Origin of the sequence: Pseudoalteromonas sp. Scap06 (assembly GCF_013394165.1) — a bacterium.
Classification (GTDB): Bacteria; Pseudomonadota; Gammaproteobacteria; order Enterobacterales; family Alteromonadaceae; genus Pseudoalteromonas.
In genome coordinates this window covers 1,404,536-1,428,454 of sequence record NZ_CP041330.1, presented here as the reverse complement: position 1 = coordinate 1,428,454, position 23,919 = coordinate 1,404,536, and the positions used below count along the sequence as shown (strand labels likewise).

General features: G+C 39.8%; 20 protein-coding genes and 2 tRNA genes. 10 read left to right on the top strand and 12 right to left on the bottom strand.

Annotation, left to right across the window (positions count from 1 at the left end):
• Positions 1–222: 222 nt before the first annotated feature.
• Positions 223–585 carry a DUF3718 domain-containing protein gene (locus tag FLM47_RS06550; RefSeq protein ID WP_178955828.1) on the top strand — a complete coding sequence of 121 codons (363 nt, stop codon included), beginning with the start codon at positions 223–225 and terminating at the stop codon, positions 583–585.
• 83 nt (positions 586–668) lie between these two features.
• Here FLM47_RS06550 and FLM47_RS06545 read toward each other — a convergent pair whose 3' ends face one another.
• Positions 669–1,361, bottom strand: a complete 693-nt coding sequence (locus tag FLM47_RS06545) for a DUF445 domain-containing protein (protein WP_178955826.1) — start codon at positions 1,359–1,361, stop codon at positions 669–671.
• Positions 1,362–1,482: 121 nt separating this feature from the next.
• On the opposite strand from FLM47_RS06545, the gene FLM47_RS06540 reads away from it, so the two are divergent.
• The gene (locus tag FLM47_RS06540; RefSeq protein WP_138604918.1) at positions 1,483–2,352 is read left to right on the top strand and encodes a fructosamine kinase family protein; all 870 of its coding nucleotides are present in this window, start codon (positions 1,483–1,485) and stop codon (positions 2,350–2,352) included.
• Positions 2,353–2,460: 108 nt separating this feature from the next.
• Positions 2,461–2,664 (top strand): CPXCG motif-containing cysteine-rich protein, encoded by a 204-nt coding sequence (locus FLM47_RS06535; RefSeq protein WP_008464077.1) that lies wholly within the window; start codon positions 2,461–2,463, stop codon positions 2,662–2,664.
• Here the strand turns inward: FLM47_RS06535 and FLM47_RS06530 are convergent.
• Positions 2,661–3,287, bottom strand: coding sequence for a riboflavin synthase (locus FLM47_RS06530; protein ID WP_054200746.1), 627 nt, complete (start codon positions 3,285–3,287; stop codon positions 2,661–2,663). The genes FLM47_RS06535 and FLM47_RS06530 overlap by 4 nt on opposite strands.
• A gap of 190 nt (positions 3,288–3,477) precedes the next feature.
• On the opposite strand from FLM47_RS06530, the gene FLM47_RS06525 reads away from it, so the two are divergent.
• The 4 genes from FLM47_RS06525 to FLM47_RS06510 all read left to right on the top strand — a co-directional run bounded on the left by FLM47_RS06525 (position 3,478) and on the right by FLM47_RS06510 (position 6,609).
• Complete coding sequence (locus FLM47_RS06525) at positions 3,478–4,833, top strand: MATE family efflux transporter (RefSeq protein ID WP_178955824.1); 1,356 nt, start codon at positions 3,478–3,480, stop codon at positions 4,831–4,833.
• Complete coding sequence (locus FLM47_RS06520) at positions 4,811–5,860, top strand: DUF3080 family protein (protein WP_178955822.1); 1,050 nt, start codon at positions 4,811–4,813, stop codon at positions 5,858–5,860. The genes FLM47_RS06525 and FLM47_RS06520 overlap by 23 nt, the downstream gene beginning before the upstream one ends.
• A 236-nt stretch (positions 5,861–6,096) precedes the next feature.
• A tRNA-Val gene (locus FLM47_RS06515) sits at positions 6,097–6,173 on the top strand.
• A gap of 359 nt (positions 6,174–6,532) precedes the next feature.
• A tRNA-Val gene (locus FLM47_RS06510) sits at positions 6,533–6,609 on the top strand.
• A gap of 417 nt (positions 6,610–7,026) precedes the next feature.
• On the opposite strand, the gene FLM47_RS06505 is transcribed toward FLM47_RS06510, so the two are convergent.
• Complete coding sequence (locus FLM47_RS06505) at positions 7,027–7,524, bottom strand: transposase (RefSeq protein ID WP_178955820.1); 498 nt, start codon at positions 7,522–7,524, stop codon at positions 7,027–7,029.
• Positions 7,525–7,835: 311 nt separating this feature from the next.
• Here FLM47_RS06505 and FLM47_RS06500 point away from each other — a divergent pair, with 311 nt between their 5' ends.
• On the top strand, positions 7,836–8,651 hold the full coding sequence (locus FLM47_RS06500) for an amino acid ABC transporter substrate-binding protein (RefSeq protein ID WP_178955818.1): 816 nt from the start codon (positions 7,836–7,838) through the stop codon (positions 8,649–8,651).
• Here FLM47_RS06500 and FLM47_RS06495 read toward each other — a convergent pair.
• Positions 8,648–9,571, bottom strand: a complete 924-nt coding sequence (locus FLM47_RS06495) for a hypothetical protein (protein WP_178955816.1) — start codon at positions 9,569–9,571, stop codon at positions 8,648–8,650. The genes FLM47_RS06500 and FLM47_RS06495 overlap by 4 nt on opposite strands.
• 345 nt (positions 9,572–9,916) lie before the next feature.
• Here FLM47_RS06495 and FLM47_RS06490 point away from each other — a divergent pair, with 345 nt between their 5' ends.
• Positions 9,917–10,816 (top strand): ABC transporter substrate-binding protein, encoded by a 900-nt coding sequence (locus FLM47_RS06490; RefSeq protein ID WP_178955815.1) that lies wholly within the window; start codon positions 9,917–9,919, stop codon positions 10,814–10,816.
• A gap of 73 nt (positions 10,817–10,889) precedes the next feature.
• Here the strand turns inward: FLM47_RS06490 and prpF are convergent, their stop codons facing one another.
• From prpF to FLM47_RS06465, 5 genes are all read right to left on the bottom strand, one after another.
• Entirely contained in the window at positions 10,890–12,062 is a 1,173-nt protein-coding gene (gene prpF, locus FLM47_RS06485) for a 2-methylaconitate cis-trans isomerase PrpF (RefSeq protein WP_178955814.1), read from the bottom strand.
• A 12-nt stretch (positions 12,063–12,074) separates the two neighbouring features.
• Positions 12,075–14,684, bottom strand: coding sequence for a Fe/S-dependent 2-methylisocitrate dehydratase AcnD (gene acnD, locus FLM47_RS06480; protein WP_178955813.1), 2,610 nt, complete (start codon positions 14,682–14,684; stop codon positions 12,075–12,077).
• 128 nt (positions 14,685–14,812) lie between these two features.
• Positions 14,813–15,937, bottom strand: coding sequence for a 2-methylcitrate synthase (prpC, locus tag FLM47_RS06475; RefSeq protein WP_138609386.1), 1,125 nt, complete (start codon positions 15,935–15,937; stop codon positions 14,813–14,815).
• Positions 15,938–15,961: 24 nt separating this feature from the next.
• Complete coding sequence (prpB, locus tag FLM47_RS06470) at positions 15,962–16,840, bottom strand: methylisocitrate lyase (RefSeq protein ID WP_178955812.1); 879 nt, start codon at positions 16,838–16,840, stop codon at positions 15,962–15,964.
• A 119-nt stretch (positions 16,841–16,959) separates the two neighbouring features.
• The gene (locus FLM47_RS06465; RefSeq protein ID WP_178955811.1) at positions 16,960–17,673 is read right to left on the bottom strand and encodes a GntR family transcriptional regulator; all 714 of its coding nucleotides are present in this window, start codon (positions 17,671–17,673) and stop codon (positions 16,960–16,962) included.
• A 265-nt stretch (positions 17,674–17,938) separates the two neighbouring features.
• Here FLM47_RS06465 and rsmF point away from each other — a divergent pair, with 265 nt between their 5' ends.
• Positions 17,939–19,378: a 16S rRNA (cytosine(1407)-C(5))-methyltransferase RsmF gene (rsmF, locus tag FLM47_RS06460; protein ID WP_178956848.1), complete on the top strand. Its 1,440-nt coding sequence runs from the start codon at positions 17,939–17,941 to the stop codon at positions 19,376–19,378.
• Positions 19,379–20,253: 875 nt separating this feature from the next.
• Here the strand turns inward: rsmF and FLM47_RS06455 are convergent.
• From FLM47_RS06455 to FLM47_RS06445, 3 genes are read right to left on the bottom strand one after another with little or no spacing between them, the layout of a single operon-like run.
• Complete coding sequence (locus FLM47_RS06455; protein ID WP_178955809.1) at positions 20,254–20,967, bottom strand: VpsP family polysaccharide biosynthesis protein; 714 nt, start codon at positions 20,965–20,967, stop codon at positions 20,254–20,256.
• Positions 20,960–21,688, bottom strand: coding sequence for a tyrosine-protein phosphatase (locus FLM47_RS06450; RefSeq protein WP_178955807.1), 729 nt, complete (start codon positions 21,686–21,688; stop codon positions 20,960–20,962). The genes FLM47_RS06455 and FLM47_RS06450 overlap by 8 nt, the downstream gene beginning before the upstream one ends.
• A gap of 12 nt (positions 21,689–21,700) precedes the next feature.
• A complete protein-coding gene (locus FLM47_RS06445) occupies positions 21,701–23,908 on the bottom strand; it encodes a polysaccharide biosynthesis tyrosine autokinase (RefSeq protein WP_178955806.1) in 2,208 nt (735 codons plus the stop codon).
• Between the last annotated feature and the right edge of the window lie 11 nt (positions 23,909–23,919).

The following is a 23,919-nucleotide window of genomic DNA, read 5'->3' as shown; positions in this document are numbered from 1 at the left end:
GCGAGCCTATTGCAAGTAAATTCAACGCAGTTAGCGCTGAAAATAGCTGCTTGAGATAGATTTATTATCCATAATTCAGGTTACTTATGAACAACTTTTCATACACCTACAAAATTGCACAATTTATATACACATCTTCTTACAGCTTACCCCATTCAGTTAACAACATTTCGGCTACATTAAGCAATACTTAAGTTGCATATAAACAAAGAGGCAAATACTATGATTTCTTTCAAAGCAACTCTATATTCAACTGTATTATTGGGCGCAGCAACATTAACAGCTCCTGTAATGGCGGCCACTTTTGTTGCCGCTGATTCATCACCCGGTACCCAAGCTTGCATGGCCGTTGCATCTAACAAAAGACTGACACTGCTCAGAACAATGAAAGATCTACGTATAGATAAACATGTAATTAGCAAAAAATTACTCTGTAATGATTTATCAGTGGGTGACTTTGTAACGCTGTATGATTTAAATAAATCAGCACGCTTTTTAAATATTGAAGCATCTACTAGTACGTCAATAAGAGATTTAGCAAAAGCAAACAAACCGCTTGTGGTTATTATGGCGGGGTCTAAATAATATTACAGGTTTTAAATGCGTTTAATTTACTCGAGTCAAACACGTTAAGCAGGGCTTAGTACCTGCTTAACGTATATTTATTATTAAATAAGCGCTGCCAACAAACCAAATAAGCCACCAAACACCCCACCCCATACAACGAGCCAACCTAAGTGTTCGCGGATCATGGTTTGAATTATTTCTTTCACCATTTTAGGGGTGAGTTCATCTAAGCGTTCATCCACTAACTTAAGCACCGTATTATGCAAACTTTCCGCGTTATTACCTTGGGTTAACATATCGCTTAATAGTGTTTTAAAATCGTCGGTGTCGCTTATTTGCACCAGTGATGATTGCATTTTTTCAATAAACTTTTCTCGCATTGGCTCAACGGCTTCAGTGCCGCCAAACATTGCAAGCATGCTACCAAATTGTGATTGCTCAATAACCACTAACAAATTATCGAATGCGGGATTTAAATCCACCTTATAAATAACTGACTCAAAGTCTATCGTTGGTTGAGCCTTGCTTAGAAGCTTGTCTATTTTATGCTCAGAAAAGAACTCCGTAAGTATTAAGTTTCTTATAGCCACTTTAAAACTTTCAAACTTAAGTGCAATCACACCCGAACCATATAAAAACGGCACTTTTTCAAACAGCATATGAATAGCGAGTAAGTTTGTAACTGCACCGGAGAGTGCAAATAAGCCCACAGAAAGTACAATGGTTTGTTCAAATACAAAACCAATAACAACACAACACGCTGCTAATAAGTTAGTGATAAAACTTTTATTCATTTTTATTCCATTTCAGTGATTTGTATCAGAAATTGATAGTATTAATTTTACACCGATTAATTTGTTTATTTAATCCCTTTTTGCCATAGTTTATTTATAGGTTTAAAAGGTGACTATTGTTATGTGGAAAACAATCAATCAAGAGATCAGCCAGGCTATCCATTATGATTTTAAACACACCCATAAACGTCAGTTGCAAAACACATCCACCGATAAGTTGTTTCATTTAAGCGATGGCAAGCACAATTACTTAGTTAAAGTTGGGCAAAAACATGAGCTAGAGCGCTTTGAGGCTCAAGCTCAAGGCTTAAAACAGCTTACTCAAAACAGTGTATTTATGGTGCCAGACTGTATTATAACTGGGGCCAATATAGAATACGCCTTCATTGTATTAGAATGGCTTACATTTGACGAGCTTCCCCACACTCATTGGTCAACTATGGGGGAGCATCTTGCCATGTTACATCAAAAACACCAGCAAGCGATGTTTGGTTTTGATACCGACAATTATTTAAGCTCAACGCTTCAGCCTAATCAGTGGCATAAAAAATGGGATGTATTTTTTGCAGAAGAACGTATTGGTTGGCAATTACAACTATTAGCTGAAAAAGACATTGTACTTTCAGACCCCGAACAACTAATAAATTTAGTAAAAGAGACACTGCATAATCATCATGTTTTACCCTCATTATTACATGGCGATTTTTGGCGTGGTAACCTGGGCTTTGTAAATAACATTCCGACCTTGTTTGACCCCGCCTGCTATTACGGTGATCGGGAAGTCGATATTGCTATGAGCGAGCTCTATGCTCCCCTTCCAGAGGATTTTTATGATACCTACAAGCACCACTACCCTTTAGCACAGGGTTATGAGCAACGTAAGCTTGTTTATCAGCTTTACCCTGTTTTAAACAACGCTAACATTTTTGCGGGTCATTATCTAAATCAGGCTAAAGAGCACGTTGATAAACTAATAAACTTACTAGACTAAACTCGTAAACTAAAATAAATGCAGTAAACAAGATATAAGCACTATATTTAGTGTAAGCCCGTTGTGTGCTACCCACGTAAAAAAACTTAGTTTTTATGAGGTGTTATTATGAAAGACTTTTTATCACAACGCATCGCCTGTCCACATTGTGGACACCATATTCATTTAGATCTCGATGCCAGTATGGGCGATCAAGACTACTATGAAGAATGTAGTGCCTGTTGTAACCTTATACACTTGAACATGCATATAGACTATGCACGTAACAAGTTAGAGTTACATGTGGACAGCGATGACGAACAAATATTTTAGCTATGTTGGCGCATGTAGTTTTCAACGGTGTTTATAATTGTGTAGGTTTGCTGGTCGACTTCAATATTAAACTCATCACCCACAACGGCTTCACCTAAATTAGTTATATCGAGTGTTTCTGGTATTAGATGCAACCAAAAGCCAAACTCATCAATATTACCCACCGTTAAACTTGCACCATTAACAGATACAAATCCTTTGTATAACACATATTTTTGCCATTTTTGTGGCAGGCTGAGCTGTATTTTGTAGTTGTTTTCTAACTTCACTATTTGCGCAATTTTTGCGGTGCAATGAATATGTCCAGATACAATATGCCCACCCAACTCAGTACCAAATGACACTGAACGCTCGTAATTAACTAAACTACCCAATTCCAGTTGCCCAAGATTAGTTAGCTGCAGAGTTTCGTCAATAACATCAAAATGCACTTGAGCAACCACATCGTGATTACTTAGCTCTACTTTTACCACAGTCAAACAGCAACCATTTATAGCGATGCTGGCACCTAAGTCTAAATGCTTCACGTATTGCTCATTGACAGAAACTACCAGACGCAATACGCCCTGTGCATGGGTTTTAGAAACTACCGTTGCTTGAGTTTGAATAATACCGGTAAACATAAAAATCGCTTCTATTTCTTACAAAGTACTAGTTTAACGTATCAAAAGACAAAATCATTCACTTAATAGCACTTATTCATGGTTATTTTCACCACCAAGATGAATTAAATACAAACACCGACCACCAGCATAGCTTGGCTGATCACAATAGATTACAATGCGACTATGTTTTTCTGAATAGCTGTTTTTTATGACTTTTTGTAGTTGGGAAGCCAAACGTTTACTTTCTCTTGCCGTTCCCGTTTTTTTAGCACAAGTAACTTTAGTACTAATGTCTGTGGTTGACACCATTATGGCCGGACAAGTGAGCCCTACCGATTTAGCTGCACTATCAATTGCAACGGGGATATGGAACCCAATTTTATTAGCAATACAAGGGGTTTTATTAGCATTAACGGGCGTTATTGCCCAATTCGCTGGTGCTAAAGATCGTAACGGCATCAGCCATTATTTTCAGCAAGCCCTTTATTTAACACTCCTTTTAAGTATTGCTGGTTTTAGTGCGGCGCAGCTTGCCAATACTGTTATTTTACAGCTAAACACCACCCCAGCAATTGCTGGACTTGCCTTTGACTACATTCATTTTGTTAAGTGGGGTGTGTTTGGCTTTTTAATTTTTACCGTTTATAGAAATATGACCGAAGGCATGGGGATGACCAAGCCTGCATTTTATATTAGCCTACTAGGGCTTGCGGTAAACATTCCACTCAATTATATTTTTATCAATGGCTTATTTGGCCTACCAGCTTTTGGCGGAGCCGGTTGTGGTATCGCTACCGCACTCGTATTTACTGTTATGGCCATTGCGCAGGTGACTTATTGCCAGCTCAGCAAAAAAGTAGACGCCAAAGGCTTATTAGCGGGCTTTGAAAAACCTAACTTTAAAACCATAGGTATTATTACCAAACTCGGTATTCCTATATCACTAGCCACTTTTTTTGAAGTAACATTGTTTGCCTGTATACCTTTATTTATTGCGCACTTAGGTGCGGTGGCTGTGTCTGGCCATCAAATTGCAGCCAGTGTCACGGCACTATTATTTATGATGCCTCTTAGCCTCTCAATTGCAATTAGCATACGAATTGGTAATTTATTTGGGCAAAATCATTTAGACCAATTAAAAGTAGCCGTGTCTACAAGTTATATTTTAGCGGCAATTATCGCCCTATTTATCGCTTTTATTACTTTTATAGGTCGCGATGTGATTAGCCAGCTTTATAGCGATAGCCCTGCGGTACTCGCACTTGCTTCATCAATTATGATTTTAGCCTGTATTTATCAACTTCCTGATGCATTACAAGTAGCTGCAAATGGTATATTGAGAGGGTTAAAGCATACCGCGCCTATTTCTTATATTACTTTTATCTCTTATTGGTTAATCGGCTTTAGTTTAGGCTACGTATTAGCAAGAACAGACTTAATAGTGCCAGCAATGGGCCCGCATGGTTTTTGGATAGGCATTATCGTTGGATTATCAGTTGCAGCTGTACTACTGATGCTGACAGTGCATAGGCGATTTAAACGTGAACCATTTATTCTCTCTTAAACAATCTATAAATAACACACTGCCACTTAGTTGGTTACTGGCAGTGTGTTGTGTATTTCTTTTTGGCTGCTCAGAGCAGCCCAGTGAGGCAAATAAAACTTATTTGTCTCGCTTAAGTAGTACCTTTCAAGTTCCCGAGCCAAAGAGAAATCCACTGCAACAACTCACGTTAGTCGCGCCTAAAAATACCTTTCAGCCCGCAATTAAAATTGGTATAACTGAACTTGCTGGTATTAGCCAATGTAAACTGAACGTTTTAATAAGTGAGCATAATAATCAGTTAGGTAAAACGGCCACCGCCGCTAGTCAATTGAAGTACCAAATAGATTTTATTCAAAGCGCGCAAAACTGTTTAAATAGCTTGGATAAACAAAGCAAGATTTACAACAAAATTGCTGCGGCAAAAACTCAAAAACAAGCTCAGCTCACTCAGTTTTTCAACAATATGTTATTTAGTGAACCCGAGCTCAACAGCAGTTGGCAATTAACCGGCCAAGAGCTCAGCACTCAACCAGCTGGGTTTAGCGACACAGTTGAGGGGCTTAAAAAGCTAACTACCATAAAACAGCTAATAGAAAACCAAAATAGTATGGCAATAAACAGTGATGATATTTTGTCAGCGCTTGAGCCGCTTAACAAATACGAGTTTAACCAACAACTTATTCATGCCGCGCGTGAACAAATTAGCTTAAATCATGCGGCCACCCAGTTTGTAAATACTTTAACGCTAGAAGATATATGCCCAAAGGGTAAAAACAAGCAGCAAGCTAAAATTGTCAGTAATATATTCAATAAATATTATTTAAAACAAATTCAGCCTTATCAAGCGCAGCTTAGTGGTTATTTAGAAACATTGCAGCCGCTGTATGTGCAGCTGTGGTTTAATCAAGCAGTAAGCAGTGAAGAGATAAATGCTCTTCTTGACCCAAACGCTAAAAACTTACTCGCTCAGCTAAAATCGTCAGCAAAAGAGCATGTTATATGGTGGCAAAAATTTTATAAAACGTGTGAAATCAGTCCAATATGAATAAAAAAACGGCAAATAAACTCAAATAGCATAAACATGCTTGATTCACTCCCCATCACGCTATATATTAGCGACCGTTGTTAAGCAATTAACAACTCTTAAATACATGCAATACGACTGTAGCTCAGTTGGGCGAGATTGGACCGAAGCGAAGCTTCGCAGCCGAACGAGGTGGAGGCAGGACGCCGACAGGATGAAGCTTCATGGACGAATTAAATAGTATGTAGACTTATAGTACGACTGTAGCTCAGTTGGTTAGAGCACTACCTTGACATGGTAGGGGTCGGTGGTTCGAATCCACTCAGTCGTACCAAAATTAGTAAAATGTATTTAAAGTACGTTGAAGGAAATAGCACTACCTACTCTTGATCACCCGGTCCAGAGGTCGGTGGTTCGAATCCACTCAGTCGTACCAAAATTAGTAAATAATGTATTTAAAGTACGTTGAAGGAAAGAGCACTACCTACTCTTGATCACCCGATCCAGAGGTCGGTGGTTCGAATCCACTCAGTCGTACCAAAATTAGTAAATAATGTATTTAAAGTACGTTGAAGGAAATAGCACTACCCACTCTTGATCACCTGGTCCAGAGGTCGGTGGTTCGAATCCACTCAGTCGTACCAAATATACTTCACCCCTAAAAGTATATTTAATTTAAGAATTTAAAATTGTACGACTGTAGCTCAGTTGGTTAGAGCACTACCTTGACATGGTAGGGGTCGGTGGTTCGAATCCACTCAGTCGTACCAATTCAAAAAACATCTCAAGAAAAAGCACTACCTACTCTTAATCACCCGCTCCAAGGTCGGTGGTTCGAATCCACTCAGTCGTACCAATCTCCATATCTACACTATCAAAAAAGAAAAAGCACTACCTACTCTTGATCACCTGGTCCAGAGGTCAGTGGTTCGAATCCACTCAGTCGTACCAATTCAAAAAAAGAACGTAGGTCGGTTAAGTGGCGAAGCCACGCCACCCGACATTGGTGACCCCCGACCCCAAACATCACCCAACATAAAGCAAAACCTGCACCGATATTGATTAATATCCAACATCGTCGGATGACGCCTTCGAATTATCCAACATTGTCGGATGACGCCTCTGGCTTATCCAACCTACGTTAATTATTGGGGACGTATGGGAAACACCCACATATAAGGTATTAATTATTCCCCACACCAATTGCGGCTGTACATTCCTGATGCGACCGCTTTATGAAAGCTTGAATGAGGCCAATCAATAACCCGTTCAACCAAACCATGTTTAAGCGGGTTAAAATGCACATAATTTACGTGGTGCCAATAATCACGTTCATCAACAATAGTATGCTCCCAAAAGCGGCGTTGCCAAATCCCTCGTTCATTTTTATTAACGCGTGCGAGTGATAAATGTTCGTTTTTAGGCAAGCCTTTAGAAAAACGTTTTTTAATTTCGCGCCAACGTCCAGAGTAATAACTATCACCTTTGGGTAAGGTTAACACTGCATGCATATGATCAGGCAACACTACCCACGCATCAATATAAAATGGTTTATGCATTTTTACCCAGCGCACAGCCTCACGCAATAAATCAATATGCTCAACCAGTAATGATTTTTTACGATCCTGCAAATTAACCGTAAAAAAATACGTTCCTCCTGGTTGATAATTTCGACGATATCTCACAAAAAATCTCCTTATAATAAACGACTAAACATCGTCGGATGACGCCTCCGGCTTATCCAACCTACGTTAATTGTTGGGAACGTAGGTCGGTTAAGTGGCAAAGCCACGCCACCCGACATTGGGTAATCCCCCAATATCAAAAACACTCCAAAAAAGCGCACTCGATCTACACTTGCTTAATAAATATCAAGTAACATCCATTTAATCACCCTGCAAAGTTAGAATTTATTGCTTGATAATTCATACTATGTTAACAAATAGACTATCTTATAAATTAATATATCAAAAGCACGCTAAGGAAGGATTTAACTATGAAGTTTGTTACGCTCATTTTACTAGCCTTACTTGGTTTTTCAGTTGAAGAAGCTCATGCAAAAACTGTGGTAAAAGTAGGTGGCTATGAGTTCCCTCCTTATATAGAAATTGTTGATGGGCGTGCTTCTGGTCTTACCGTTGAATTAATAAGCGAGCTAAATAAAATACAGCCTTCTTATCATTTTGAATTAGTACTAACCACACCCATTCGTCGCTTTAAAGATTACCAAAATGGCCTATTCGATTCGATTTTTTTTGAGAACCCAGATTGGGGATGGCTACAGGGAAACAATGTAATTAGTAACTCCCCTGTTGTAGCCATAGATACAGAAGTATTTATTGCTTTAAAGCAATTTGCCAAGTCTCAAGCCTGGTTTGATAACTTAGCAGATAAAACCTTGGTGGGTATTTTAGGCTACCATTATCCGTTAGCTAATTACGAAAGTAGCCCCTCAGTTCTTGAAAACGAATATAAAATGACTTTATTAAGCAGCCATAAAAGAAGTATTGAATTAGTATTAAAAAAACGCAGCGATAGCGCTATTGTTACTCGTTCTTACCTAAATCAATACTTTAGCAAGTATCCAAAAAGCAAGCGTTTGCTACTTGTGTCTGAGAGAGTGGCACAAACCTATAATCATCAGTTATTACTTCGCCCAAACCACACGCTAGATATAAGCACCTTGTATAAATGGGTAAAGCAAGCACTCACGCAAGGCAATATTGCAGCTAGGCTAAAGCAACTTGGGCTTCAACATTCACCTCTAATTACACCTTTACTGCAGACTAGCCAAACAAATACTGCTAATTAATGGCAGTAACTAGAAAACTTACTATTCTCATCATTTGTCGCAAACTCAACTAAAGTCATCAGTAAATCACTGTGCTTATGAGTAAACCCAGTATTAGCAAGACGTTTTTCTAAATAGGCGGTAAAGTTCTTTCTCTGCTGATGTTGGCTTTGTAGCTTAATTAATAGTTCTGACTGTTTTTGGTTAATTAATCGTGTCTCGTATATCGGGTCTTCATCCGGCCAATTCTCAACTGGAGAACCCTTTTGTTGAAATACAAAATCACTCAACGAGCGTTCTATTTCATTATAATCATGCCCACCTAGCAGTTTTTCTATCTCTTTTAGTAAACTTGAGTACAAAACCCGAGGAAACAGCTTGTAAAAGTCATGATTTTTGAAAGACTCACCAGAGGGCGTTTGTTGCCAATTTTCAAAGCTTGCTCGTAAAGCATGCACCAATATACGACCAACATAATGGCTTTTTTGAAACGAGACGCCTTGTGATTCTAATCTCGATAAAACATGGTTTAATCGTTGCTTTAAACTGCGTACTTCTAATTGAAGTTCGCTTTTTTGAGCCTCTAGTAATTGTATTTCGTCAGCACTTGTTGTTATTTTTTGTTCTAATTTATTTATTTTGACTTGCGCACCATGAAACAAATTACGTGTATCTTTGAGCTCTGCCAATACACTGGCATTTTGTAATTTTATAGGCGAACTATCATCACCTGTATAGGTTATGGTTTGTTTACTGTTTATTAATGCTTCGTTTAACGCCTGCTCTAATTTACTGTCTATTACTTGGCCAGACTTACTACCTTTTAGCAAGTTGGTTAAAGTTAAAGAAATATGTTTTTGATACCAATTTTGGATGTGCTCACACTGCACATCAGATAAATTAGCAAACGGATTATCTTCACTTATTGGCTTATTAGCCATAAAAGTTCCCTCTAGTAAAAACACCTATAATTATCATACCAATTGCATTAAATTAGTGTTCTATTATGGCGCCTGAAAATAACGTAATAACAAGACGAAAGCTATAACATATAGTTATTCTATATAAATAACTTTACGCAGTAAGTGTGCCATTTAATACGATAGAATGATCATTTTTAAAAATCGGTATTGTGTCATATTTAAGTTAAGTTACTTATTTTTGTATATTAATAGCTATCGCTTTTTAAGGCTATACTTATATTGTTTGAATACTGAGAACATTTAAGTTGTTTATTCCAGATAACCCACTAAACTTAAGTGCACATATAAAAATGCATTATCCTTATGAGAATATTTTTAGTCGTTGCCTTACTTTTATCCTTCTTTACTTACGCAGATCCTGCGCCTGTAACCTACAATGTTGACGATAAAAATATTACTCTTCCAGGTAAAAAATATAAAAGTGGTTATGGCTATAATCTAAATGCTGATACCGTACTTCGTTTAGTTACACTCAACTGGCCTCCTTATATAGACGATAACCTATGCAATAAAGGCTGGCTTTACCAGCTTACAGTTAGCATGCTGGTTAAGCGTGGTTATGGCGTTCATATTGAGTTTTACCCTTGGGCGCGTGCAGTTCGTGAAGCAGAGCTAGGCAAAGCCGATATATTATTCCCTGAGTACTATATTGCCGACGACGTCATATCTGAAAATATTTTAACCAAAACACGCAATCAGTTATTAGCGCTATCAGAACCTATTCCAGGTGGCGATTTATCGTTTGTTGCACTTAAAGATCACACCATTGACTACGATGGCAGTATTAACTCTGTAAAAAATCGGGTTATGGGCGTAGTTCGCTCATATAAAAATAGTGACGAACTCGATGAACTGATTAGCCAAGGCAAAGTAAAAACCATTGTTGCAAACAGTGAGTATCAACTCATTCACTTGCTTTTAAACGGTCGCGTCGAGCTTATTGTTGCCGATTTAGAAGTACTTAAAGCCAGCGTTTACAAGTCACCTTTATCAAATAGAGATAAAAAAGTGATGCTAAATGCACTCGTTGCATTATCACCAAGTATTGAGTACAAAAATCTGCATTTTTCAGTAAGTAAAGATACATCTAATTGGCAATCTATTTTAGCTGACATCAACGATGAAATTGCCATTATGCGTAAAAACAATACTTTTGAACGTTTTATCGCTCATAAAAAACAACAATGCTATAACTTAGGGTAATTAACGATTTATTTTAAACTACATGGTAACTATAAAGCTGATGCTCTCAAAGCCATCAGCTATTAAACAATGTTTAAAAATCAAATGGCGCTCTTACCCAGCCTTCCATTAACACACGGGCACTGCGGCTCATACTTGCTTTGCTAACCTGCCATTGGCCATCTGTCAAAATCGCCTCTGCACCCACTTTTAATGTGCCCGAAGGATGTCCAAAGTTAACTTCATTAATAGCTCCACCACCAGCGGCTACATTAACTAAGGTGCCTTTTATCGCGGCTGCTGTGCCAATAGCAACGGCTGCTGTACCCATCATTGCATGATGTAACTTGCCCATCGACATCGCGCGAACCAATATACTTATGTCGCTGGCATTTATGTGCTTACCACTTGAGGCTGTATAGTCTTTTGCTGGAGCAACAAATGCCACTTTAGGTGTGTGTTGACGTGCTTGTGCTTCATTAATATTATTAATTAAGCCCATTTTCACTGCACCATGGGCACGAATGCTTTCTAACATAGTTAACGCCGCATTATCGCTATTAATATCACCTTGCAACTCTGTACCGGTGTAACCAATATCCGCTGCATTTATAAAAATAGTCGGAATACCAGCATTGATCATGGTTGCTTTTAACGTGCCTACGCCTGGAACTTCTAAATCATCAACCACATTACCTGTCGGGAATAACGCACCATCACCATCAGCAGGGTCAATAAATTCCAGCTTTACTTCAGCAGCAGGAAAGGTAACACCATCTAACTCAAAGTCACCGGTTTCTTGTACTTCACCATTGGTCATGGGTACATGCACTAAAATGCTTTTTTTAATGTTTGCCTGCCATACACGCACAATAGCAATGCCATTATCAGGCACTCTACCTTTATCGACTAAACCATTGCTGATGGCAAACGCGCCTACAGCAGAGGTTAAATTACCGCAGTTACCGCTCCAATCTACAAACGCTTTATCAATCGCGACTTGACCAAATAAGTAATCAACATCGTGATCGGGTTGCTCACTTTTACTTAAAATAACGGTTTTACTGGTGCTTGAGGTTGCGCCACCCATACCATCAGTTTGTTTACCATAAGGATCGGGGCTACCAATAACGCGCAATAATAAGCTATCGCGCGCCTCACCTGCCACTTGGGCAGGTGCAGGTAAGTCAGTTAAATTAAAAAACACGCCTTTACTGGTGCCGCCGCGCATGTAAGTCGCTGGCACTTTAATTTGTGGTTTAAACATAAAAATGCGTCCTTATGATGCTTGCGTGGCTTCTAAAAAGTCTTGCGCAAAGCGTTGTAACACACCACCCGCAGCATATATAGAGAGCTCTTCTTGCGTATCTAATCGGCATTTCATTGGCACAGTGACTACTTCACCATTTTTACGGGTAATCACTAATTCTAAAGTTGCCCCTGGTGCTGGTTCGCCCTTAACATCATAGCTTTCGCTACCATCTAGGCTAAGTGTTTTGCGGGTTGTACCTGCAGCAAACTCCAGTGGTAGCACACCCATACCAATAAGGTTAGTACGGTGAATACGCTCAAACCCTTCAGCTGCAATAACCTGAACACCAGCAAGCCTAACACCTTTTGCCGCCCAATCGCGCGACGAACCTTGGCCATAGTCAGCACCGGCAACAATTATAAGCGGTTGCTTACGTTGCATGTAGGTTTCGATGGCTTCCCACATACGCGTGTTTTCACCTTCTGGCTCTATGCGCGCGTACGATCCTTGCTTCACTTCACCGTTTTCATCCAATACCATTTCATTCAATAGTTTAGGGTTTGCAAACGTGGCTCGTTGTGCGGTTAAGTGATCGCCTCGGTGCGTTGCGTACGAGTTAAAATCTTCTTCTGGCACGTTCATTTTAGTTAAGTATTCACCTGCAGCGCTGCTTGCCATAATCGCATTAGAGGGTGATAAATGATCGGTGGTAATGTTATCGCCAAGTACCGCTAATGCACGCATACCACTCATACTGCGCTCGCCTGCTAATGCACCTTCCCAATAAGGAGGGCGACGAATATACGTACTTTCAGGGCGCCAATCGTATAATGGGTCGTTATCTTCGCCGTAATCAACGGTTAAGTTAAACATTGGCTCGTATACTTTTCTAAACTGCTCAGGCTTAACACTTTGCTTGATCACTGCATCTATTTCTTCATCAGATGGCCATAAATCTTTTAAGGTTACATCGTTACCTTGCTGATCTTTACCGAGGATATCTTTTTCTATATCAAAACGGATGGTACCGGCAATTGCATAAGCAACCACAAGCGGTGGAGACGCTAAAAATGCTTGCTTAGCATACGGATGAATACGACCATCAAAGTTACGATTACCCGAAAGCACCGCTGTTGCGTATAAATCGCGATCAATTACTTCTTGTTGAATTTTAGGATCTAGTGCACCACTCATCCCGTTACAGGTGGTACAGGCAAAACCAACAATACCAAAACCAAGTTGCTCTAGCTCTGGTAATAAGTTTGCATCTTCAAGGTACGATTGCACTGCTTTAGAACCCGGTGCCAATGAGGTTTTAACCCAAGGTTTACGCATTAAACCTTTTGCATTGGCGTTACGCGCCAATAAACCTGCAGCAATTACATTACGTGGGTTACTGGTATTAGTACAACTAGTAATAGCGGCAATAATACACGCGCCATCTGGCATTAAGCCTTCTTCGTTTTCAACAACGCCCGAAATACCTTCTTTAGCTAAGTCGCTAGTAGATACACGACGGTGCGGATTTGAAGGCCCTGCAATGTTGCGCCCTACGCTCGATAAATCAAATTTAAGCACACGGTCGTAATGTGCTGTTTTTAAGCTGTCGCTCCATAGCCCTGCTGTTTTAGCGTAGTTTTCTACTAGTGCAATTTGCTCTTCGTCGCGACCTGTTAAACGTAAGTAATCAATAGTTTTATCGTCAATGTAGAACATAGCCGCGGTTGCGCCAAATTCTGGGGTCATGTTCGAAATAGTCGCTCTATCACCAAGGGTTAGTGCATCAGCACCCTCACCGTAAAACTCGAGGTAAGTCGATACCACACGTTGCTCGCGTAAAAATTCGGTAATAGCCAATACAATATCGGTTGCAGTAATGCCCGGTTGGCGTTTACCGGTAAGCTCTACGCCAACAATATCGGGTAAACGAATGTACGATGCGCGCCCAAGCATTACACTTTCGGCTTCAAGGCCGCCCACACCAACAGCAATAACACCTAATGCATCAACATGCGGTGTATGGCTGTCGGTACCTACTAGCGTGTCTGGGAATGCAATACCATCACGATTTTGAATAACCGGCGACATTTTTTCAAGGTTAATTTGATGCATGATGCCATTGCCCGGCGGGATCACATCAATATTTTTAAACGCAGTTTTTGTCCAGTTTATAAAATGAAAACGATCATCGTTACGTCTATCTTCAATCGCGCGGTTTTTCTCAAATGCTTCAGGGTCAAAGCCTGCATGCTCTACCGCTAACGAGTGATCGACAATTAATTGTGTTGGCACAACCGGATTTACTTTTGCAGGATCGCCGCCTTTTGCAGCAATAGCGTCGCGCAGACCCGCTAAATCAACTAAAGCGGTTTGCCCTAAAATATCGTGACATACAACGCGTGCCGGATACCATGGGAAATCTAGGTCTTGCTTGCGCTCAATAATTTGGCTAAGCGCATCGGTTAGCATATCGGGTTCACAACGGCGTACTAAGTTTTCGGCAAATACCCGCGAACTGTAAGGCAGTGTGGCGTAAGCACCTGGTTTAATGGCATCTACTGCGGCCTGGGTATCGTAGTAATCTACATTTGAGCCTGGTAATGGCTTACGGTATTGAGTGTTATTAATAATGGTCATAATAAATTCGCTAATTTGGTGACGGGGTTAATCAAGACAGGCTTTAGATTTGAAGGTATATTGTTTGCATAATTTGCTAAAGCCGTAAAAGGTGAGTTGGTAACTCACCTTTTGTATGGACTATATGTTTATCTTGATTCAATTGGCGTGTAGCTGCGCGCATCTGGCCCTGTGTAATCGGCACTTGGGCGAATTATACGGTTATTTGCACGTTGCTCTTTTACGTGTGCTGTCCAACCGGTTACTCGGCTCATTACAAAGATAGGCGTGAACAACTTAGTAGGAATACCCATAAAGTGGTACGCCGATGCATGGAAGAAATCGGCATTACAGAATAACTTCTTCTCACGCCACATTACTTCTTCACAGCGAACTGATACTGGGTAAAGCACATCGTCACCCACTTCTGCGGCTAATTTTTCAGACCATTTTTTAATAATTACATTACGCGGATCCGACTCACGGTAAATAGCGTGACCAAAGCCCATAATTTTATCTTTACGCTCAAGCATGCCCATTAGCGCGTCTTCAGCTTGATCAGCACTAGTAAAACTTTCAATCATATCCATTGCGGCTTCGTTTGCACCACCATGCAGTGGGCCACGTAAGGTACCAATTGCACCAGTAACACATGAGTGAATATCAGAAAGCGTTGATGCACACACACGACCGGTAAAGGTAGATGCATTAAACTCATGCTCTGCGTACAAAATTAGTGAAACATTCATCACTTGTGCAAATAACTCGCTTGGTGCTTTATCATGTAATAGCGTTAAAAAGTGTGCGCCTACTGAGTCATCATCAGTTTGTGTTTCAATACGAACACCGTCATGAGTAAAACGATACCAGTAACAAATAATACTTGGGAAAATTGCCACCATGCGGTCAATCGCATCGTTTGCTTCGCTAAAATCATTTTCCATTTCAAGGTTACCTAGCATAGAACAACCGGTACGCATTACATCCATTGGGTGTGCGTCTTTAGGAATGTTCTCAAGCACTGTTTTTAGTGCTTCAGGTAAACCGCGTAAGCTTTTAAGTTTAGCTTTGTACTCTGCCAGCTCTGTTGTGGTTGGTAACTCGCCGCGAGAAAGTAAAAACGACACTTCTTCAAACTGCGCTTTTTCAGCCAGTTCGCTAATGTCGTAACCACAGTAAGTTAAACCTGAGCCTGTTTGCCCTACTGTACATAATGCTGTTTGTCCTGCTACTTGGCCACGTAAGCCTGCGCCACCTAATGCTTTATCTACCATGATTTGTCTCCTGTTGGATTTTTATTATTTGTCAGATTTTGCTGAAAAAAGGTTATCTAGCGTGTTTTCGTACGAGTGATAATCTAAAAAGTCATAAAGCTCTGCACGCGTTTGCATGTTTTCAATTTGGCTTTGTTGCGACCCTTCATTCAAAATAGCCGAGTAAACATTGAGTGCCGCTTTATTCATAGCTCTAAATGCACTTAGTGGGTAAAGCACCATTTCTACACCCACATCGCTCAACTGCTCTTTGGTATAAATTGGGGTTTGGCCAAACTCGGTAATGTTGGCTAAAATCGGCACATTAATCGCTTTGCTAAATGCGTGGTAATCAGCAAGGTCGTGAACGGCTTCTGCAAAAATGGCATCGGCTCCCGCCTCAACACAGGCAGCTGCACGGTCTATTGCTGCATTTAAGCCTTCTTTTTGAAATGCATCAGTACGCGCCATAATGTAAAAATCGCTATCAGTTTTGGCATCTACTGCGGCTTTAATGCGGTCAACCATTTCAGCTTGGGTAACTATTTCTTTATTAGGACGGTGACCACAACGCTTTTGTGCTACTTGGTCTTCAATATGAAAGCCTGCTGCACCCGCTTTGGTCATTTCTTTAACGGTACGGGCAATATTAAATGCTCCGCCCCAGCCTGTATCGGCATCAACTAATAATGGTAAATCGCTAGCACCGGTAATACGGCGAATATCTTCAAGCACATTATCAAGGCTAGTCATGCCTAAATCTGGCATACCAAATGAGGCATTAGCCACACCTGCACCCGATAAGTAAATAGCCTGATGGCCCATTTTTTCAGCCATCATTGCGGTATACGCGTTAATAGTACCCACAACTTGTAACGGGTGGTTATTTGCAATTGCCTGTTTAAATTTTAATCCTGCTGACATTACCTTCTCCTAACTTTGAACGGGGCTGCTCTTTGGCAGCTTAGTATTTTTTAATAATGTTACATCTGTATTAGGGTCTATTGACCTTTCAAAATTTAATCCGCAAAGATCAACAGAATCTAGTTAGCCATTTCATTTTGAGTAGCTTGTACTGATTGATATCCATCAAATTTTGTTTGTATATTTGCTTGGGAAGCACTGATATGGCGCTTCATTAGCATTTCGGCCAGCTCCCCATCATGATTTTCTATGGCGTTCATAATCGCTAAATGTTCGTCAAACGCTTTCGATACGCGTGGCCCAACCATGCCCATTTGCACACGGTACATTCTTATTAACTGGTATAGGTCGTGGCATAACAAATGAATTAAGTGAGCGTTTTTACTGCCTTTGATTATGCGATAATGAAAGTCTAAGTCGCCTGCTTCTTGATAGTACGACTCACCCTCTTTAACACGCTGAGTATGCAAATGCTGATTCAGTAATTGTTTCAAACCTTGAACTTCATCTGGTTCCATATTGTCGGCAGCTAACCTACATGCAAGTCCTTCAAGGGCACTGCGCACTTGATACACCTCAATTAAACGCTCTGCGGTTAATGCCACAACACGACAACCTATATTGGCTTTGCGCTCGACTAAGTAACAACTTTCTAAACGGTTTAATGCCTCTCTGAGGGTTGCACGGCTTACACCATAACGCTTTGCAAGCTCTGGCTCTGATATTTTACTGCCTTGTGCAATGCTGCCTTCTACAATTTCGCGGCGCATATCTACAAACACTTTATCGGAAGCGGTTGTAACTGCAGTGTCGTTTAAAAAGTGCTGTGTCATAAAGTATTTTTATATTGTCGACAATTTATGGGTTAACTATGTGCTTATTAGCTAACAGTGTCAACCCTAAAAGCACTAAGAATGAGTAAAAAACCATCAAATTGTCGACAGCATTAGCTAAAAGTATAATAATTTTTAGTATTAAATGCGTTTTTCATAATAAGGTGTCGACACTTTCAAAGTGCTACTATTTCGGCTTTAACACTGAAAAAAATCGTCAAAAATGCTATTATCCGGCTTTAAATTTTATTGTATGAGCCAAATCGTGGACGCTAACACTTATATTCCAGAGCAATTTATTGATGACGTAAAAACTTATCTGCCTGAGCACCTTACCTTAGATGATTTTTTAAATGCCTGTCGTCGACCTTTACGTAAGTCTGTTCGCGTTAATACATTAAAAATGAGTGTTGAAGAATTTAAACGCCACGCAGCTCAAAAAAATTGGCAACTCACTGCCATACCCTGGTGCGATGAAGGTTTTTGGCTAGTGCGCCCAAACGATGAAGAGCAAAATTTAGCGCTAGGTAATACCGACTTACACTTAAGCGGCGCAATGTACGTACAAGAAGCAAGCTCAATGTTGCCGCCAATGGCACTAAAGCACAGCCTGCAAACTAGTAGCACAGTACTCGATATGGCCTCTGCGCCGGGTTCTAAAACATCACAACTAGCTGCACTAATGAACAATCAAGGTGTATTGGTTGCAAATGAGCTGTCGTCATCGCGCTTAAAAGTACTTAGTGCCACGCTAAAGCGCATGGGTGTTGGTAATTGTGCGTTATCGCATTTTGATGGCGTGGTATTTGGTAATTATATGTTTGAATGCTTTGATAGTATTTTGCTTGATGCGCCCTGCTCGGGTGAAGGCACAGTTCGTAAAGACAGCGATGCACTAAAAAATTGGTCTATCGAATCAAACATTACCATTGCCCAAGTACAAAAAGAGCTGATTAAAAGTGCATTTTATGCACTTAAACCTGGCGGCACGCTGGTGTATTCAACCTGTACATTAACCCCACTCGAAAACCAGCAAGTGTGTGATGCATTGCTAGAAGAATTTGGCGAATACATCGCGCCAGAGCCTTTAAATGACCTTTTCCCTGGCGCCGAAAAAGCCACTACAGACGAGGGTTACTTACATGTTTGGCCGCAAACCTTCGACAGTGAAGGCTTTTTTATTGCTAAATTTAAAAAACACAGCAGCTGCGAAAACCAAAATCTAAAAGTTAAAAAAGGCGCATTCCCCTTTACTGATTTTGATAGTAAACAGCAAAGTGCGTTTATGAGCTCTCTCAAAAAGCAATTTGGTTTAACGAGTCTACCAGGCACTTTAATGCAACGCGACAAAGAGCTTTGGCTGTTCCCAGATGAATTTGAAGCAATACAAAACAAAATAAAATACGCGCGGTTAGGTATTCAGATAGGCGCTATTCATAAAAATGGCGTGCGCCTCGCCCATGAATTTGCCACCGTATTTGGTAAGCAATGTAAAAGCAATGTACTGGAACTAAACAATCAGCAGGCCAGTGATTACTTTAATGGCAAAGACATTCGTTTGGATGAAGTTGTTAAGGCAACTGGCGAAGTGATCCTAACCTTATGTGGTTGCCCTATTGGTTTAGGAAAATGGCAAAAAAATAAGGTTAAAAACTCACTACCTAGAGATTTGGTGCAAAACACGCAGTTAATAAACTGGGAGTAAACTCTAACTTAAGTGTGCATAACAATTGTAACCCACTGTAATTATTACAGTATAAAAAATGAGCAAAAATGTGTATTTTTGAAGCTTTTGACTATACTTAAATAACTTTCTTCTTCTCCCTAAGAATCTGAAAGTGTCTTTAGTTAGCGCAGGGCTCACATATGAGCCCCTCTATAACCCAGAGTTCCTTATAGCTCTGGGTCTTTTTTTGTCTTTAAAACAGGTTTTAGGTTTTAGGTTTTAGGTTTTAGGTTTTAGGTTTTAGGTTTTAGGTTTTAGGTTTTAGGTTTTAGGTTTTAGGTTTTAGGTTTTAGGTTTTAGGTTTTAGGTTTTAGGTTTTAGGTTTTAGCAATGAGACGCTACGCTTTGGGAAGTGGTGAAAAAAAATTAATCACTTAGGTTAGTGGCTTTATTTTCTCATTTATTTCTCATTCCCTTCTCTCAGTTCAATTAGATCTTTAAGAAAATTATACACAAAGAGGGCTAAGAGACGCTGCGCTTTAGAGGAAGTGATAAAAACAGAAAGCTTTCATTAATAAGGGGCTTAATCGTTAATGTTTCCTCATTTACTCCTCATTCGCTTCTCTCAGTGCAATTAGATCATTAAAGAATTTATGCACAGAGAGGGCTAAGAGACGCTGCGCTTTAGAGGAAGTGATAAAAACAGAAAGCTTTCATTAATAAGGGTCTTAATCGTTAATGTTTTCTCATTTACTCCTCATTCGCTTCTCTCAGTGCAATAAGATTTTCAGGAAATTATGTACAAAGAAAACTAAGAAGTGCTGTGATTACAGAAGTTAAACTTCATGTTTTGGTAGTCGGGTTTCGAGGATAAGCCTAAAACCTACCACCTAATCCCTAGCCCCTTTATTTTTTTAACCACAGTATTTATTAAACATCCAACTGCCTCTAACCGCCTCAAAATGAGTTCCAAATTGAAGCGATAAACACACAATTGGTAAACGGTTCATTTCTTTAGCCATGCTAAAAATTTTATTAAATTTATAACCATATTTAGAGGCTAATTTAAGCTCGTTCACATAAAGGGCTTTGTAGATGGGGGGTAGTTCATTCCAGTGCATTAACACAATTTGAATAATACCTAAGTGAACATCTAACTTATATGGGCCAACTTTTTTAGCTTGCTGAATATAATTATATACCCGCTCGGTAGGCCCCTCTTGATAGCTGACAACTTGCGCCAAGCTTATCCAGGTTAGTGCCCAAGTTTGCCTTAACTCAACCGACTTTAACAACGCTTGCTCAGCTTGTTGATATGTTTGCTGAGTATGTTCGGTTTGCTCAATTGATGTTGTATCAATACCGGCTAAACCTAGCATTTTTATATGGGCTAAAAAGTGCCAATAATGAGGATGCTCAGGGTCCATATTAGTAGCCAAGGTAATCGCATTTTCTGCTGCCTGAAGCGATGAGCCAGACAAAGCGCCACCGGACTCTTGCACAATATTTAGGGCATTAAAGTACCACGCATTTGCGCGCATACTTTGCATACTTGTATAAGCAATAACAAGTACTATCATGGCTAAAATAACAGCAGGCACTACCTTGAACATGTTTAATTTAGTCATTAAATAAACACTCGGTTAGTTGCAGCGGGTTAGTTACAAAAAGCGTTGTGGCCTGCTCTTCACCTAATAATTGCGCTACTGTTTTTCTAGCTTGGCTTAAAATAGGCGGTCGACGTTTTACTGAATGAGCATCAGAGGCAACATAGTTTACTAACCCATCTTTTAACATTTGTAACGCTATAGTTTGTGCGCTTTCTCCCCACTCACCTTCAATACTCGATGCCGTTAACTGAAAGTCGCAGCCTAACTGCTTTAAGTGTTCAATGTAATAAAGGTTTGACTGAATATCGCGATTACGCTCTGGGTGCGGAATAATAACGCGTATATTTTGTTTGGCGAGCCACTGAATAAACTTATCGTAGCCTTGCGGCATATGTGAATGCGGTAACTCTAATAACAGCACATTTTTGCCTACTATTTCACCAATAAAAGGCAATTTATTAGCCATCACCATTGCCATAAGTTCTACGTCTAAACGTACTTCAGCAGCGGCAGCTAATTTTACATTAATCCCTTCATTTTTTGCATTTTGTTGTAAGTTTGCCAAATTATCATTAATAACAGAAATCGAATTATTAAAGCGGCCTACATGTATATGCGGCGTTGCTACCATATGCGTAATACCATCGTTTTCAGCCAATTTTAAAAGCGCTAAAGACTCTGTTAAATCTTTAGCGCCATCATCAATACTCGGCAAAATATGCGTATGAATATCAATCATAAACTAACTTAGTTACGCTTGTGGCTTTTCAGGTTGCTGTGAGTAATCGTAATAATCATAGTAGCCATGGCTATGCTCATCTTTAGATTTACTCATATCGACCTTATTAAGTACCACACCGGCAACGTGCGCTTTTACTTCAAATAAACGTTCAAGGCCCGCTGTAATTGGTTTAATACGGGTAATATCAGATTTAACAACATAAACTACCGAATCTACACTTTGCGCAATTACCAATGCATCGCTCACAGCTTGTGTAGGCGGTGTATCAACAATAATATGGTCGTACTGCGCTTTTAAATCGCTCAGTAACTCAGCAAAGCGTGGATTTGATAATAGCTCAAGTGGATTCGACGGTATTTGTCCGCTCGGCATAATTGTAACACCCGATTGCGTATCAACATGAACACACTCCGCTAATTGTTCAGTGCCTATCATTAAATTACTTAAACCTGGGTGAAATACCGGTATATCAAATCGTTTAGCTAACGTTGGTTTACGTAAATCTGCATCAATTAATAATACCTTACCCATTTGTGCCAACGACATCGCTAAATTAGCAGAGGTGGTCGTTTTACCCTCTCCTGGTGAAGTAGAGGTAACAGCAATAACTTGATGCGCTCGGTCAAGATGAGTTAACAACAAACTAGTGCGGAAGGTGCGTACCGATTCGGCAAAACGACGATAGGTATCCTCTAAATAAGCATGGATCGGAAAATAGCTCTTTTTAGGTACCGCAACATGCGGTAATAACCCTAACATACGTTGAGCGAGTTTATTTTCTACATCATTTTTATTTTTAACTGTGTCGTTTAAGGCATCAAAAACAAAAGTCATTACTACTGCAAAACCAAAACTAGCAACAAAGGCTAAAATAACAATTAGCTTTTTGTTAGGTTTGCTTGGGTCTTTTGGAGCATAAGCACGGTCTGTAAAACGAGCTGCAGCTGAGCTAAAGTCACTAGTTACTTCGGTTTCTTTAGAGCGTGACAAAAAGGTATTAAAAATATTACGGTTTGTCTCAACTTCACGCTTTAGTTGGTTATATTGGGTTTCTTTACGGGTAATATCTTGATATTCAGCACGAATTTTAGCTAAATCGCGCTCAAGCGCATTTACAGTTCGCGTTGTTCTATTTAGCTCTTTTTCAATACCGGTAATTAAGCCTTTAATTTGCTTGTTAAGGTTAGTTTTAACTGTAGCAAGTTCAGATTTAGCTGAAATCATTTTTGGGTGTTTAGGGCCGTAAATCTCACCAAGCTCACTTACTTTTCGCTCAACCAATACAACTTCGCGTTTAACATCTTGTACAACACGGTGTGATGTAATTTCGGGCATGCTACCAAGTAGCTCTATGTTATCGTTGCCATATTCGTTAATTACACGGTTAATGCTTTCAAGATTATTTTTAGTCGCACGAGCATCAACTAACTGCTTTGAAATTTGCTCAAGCTCTTGAGTAACAAGCCCAGCAATACCCTCTATATCAACCAGCTTTTGCGCTTCTCGGTAAGCTTGTAAACGCACTTCAGAGCTATCTAGTTGTATACGCAATTCAGATAAACGCGTGTTTAACCAGCTAGATGCCTGCTGGGTTATTCCCATTTTAGCGCGCATTTGGCTTTCTATGTAAACTTCACCGACCGTATTTGCCACTAAAGCTGCTAACTTAGGGTCGCTCGACTCAAAACTTACACGCACTAATTGCGTTTTCATTATAGGAGAGACACTCAAACGCGATTTGAATGCAGCAAGCAGACCTAGCATTTCTCGCTCTGCTTGCTCTTCTTCGCTAAGAACAGAGCCTTCTTTTTTATTTAAAAAAGGTAACAGCTGCTTAACCATACCTTTTAACTCACCTGTAAGCGAAGGTTTAGCAATAAAGTCAGTGTGTTCTTTTAAATTAAGCTTAGTAATTACCTCACGAGCAATGCTGTTTGACTTAATTACTTCAAACTGGGTTAAGTAATATTCTTTTTTTGTAGAGTCTAAGCCATATATTTCATCAAAGCTTACAGCCTTGGTTTGCTCCGACTCAATTAATAAAGTAGCTGTGGCTACATACTTAGGCACCAAAGTTAAAGCAACCATTATAGTTAGTAATGTAACTACAATAGCAAAACCTAAAATTTTCCATTTACTTTGCTTAATAACATTAAGATAAGCACCTAAATCAATAACTTCCTCGTTGTTGCTAGTTTTTTCAGAGTGTGTATTCATTTTGTTATTAC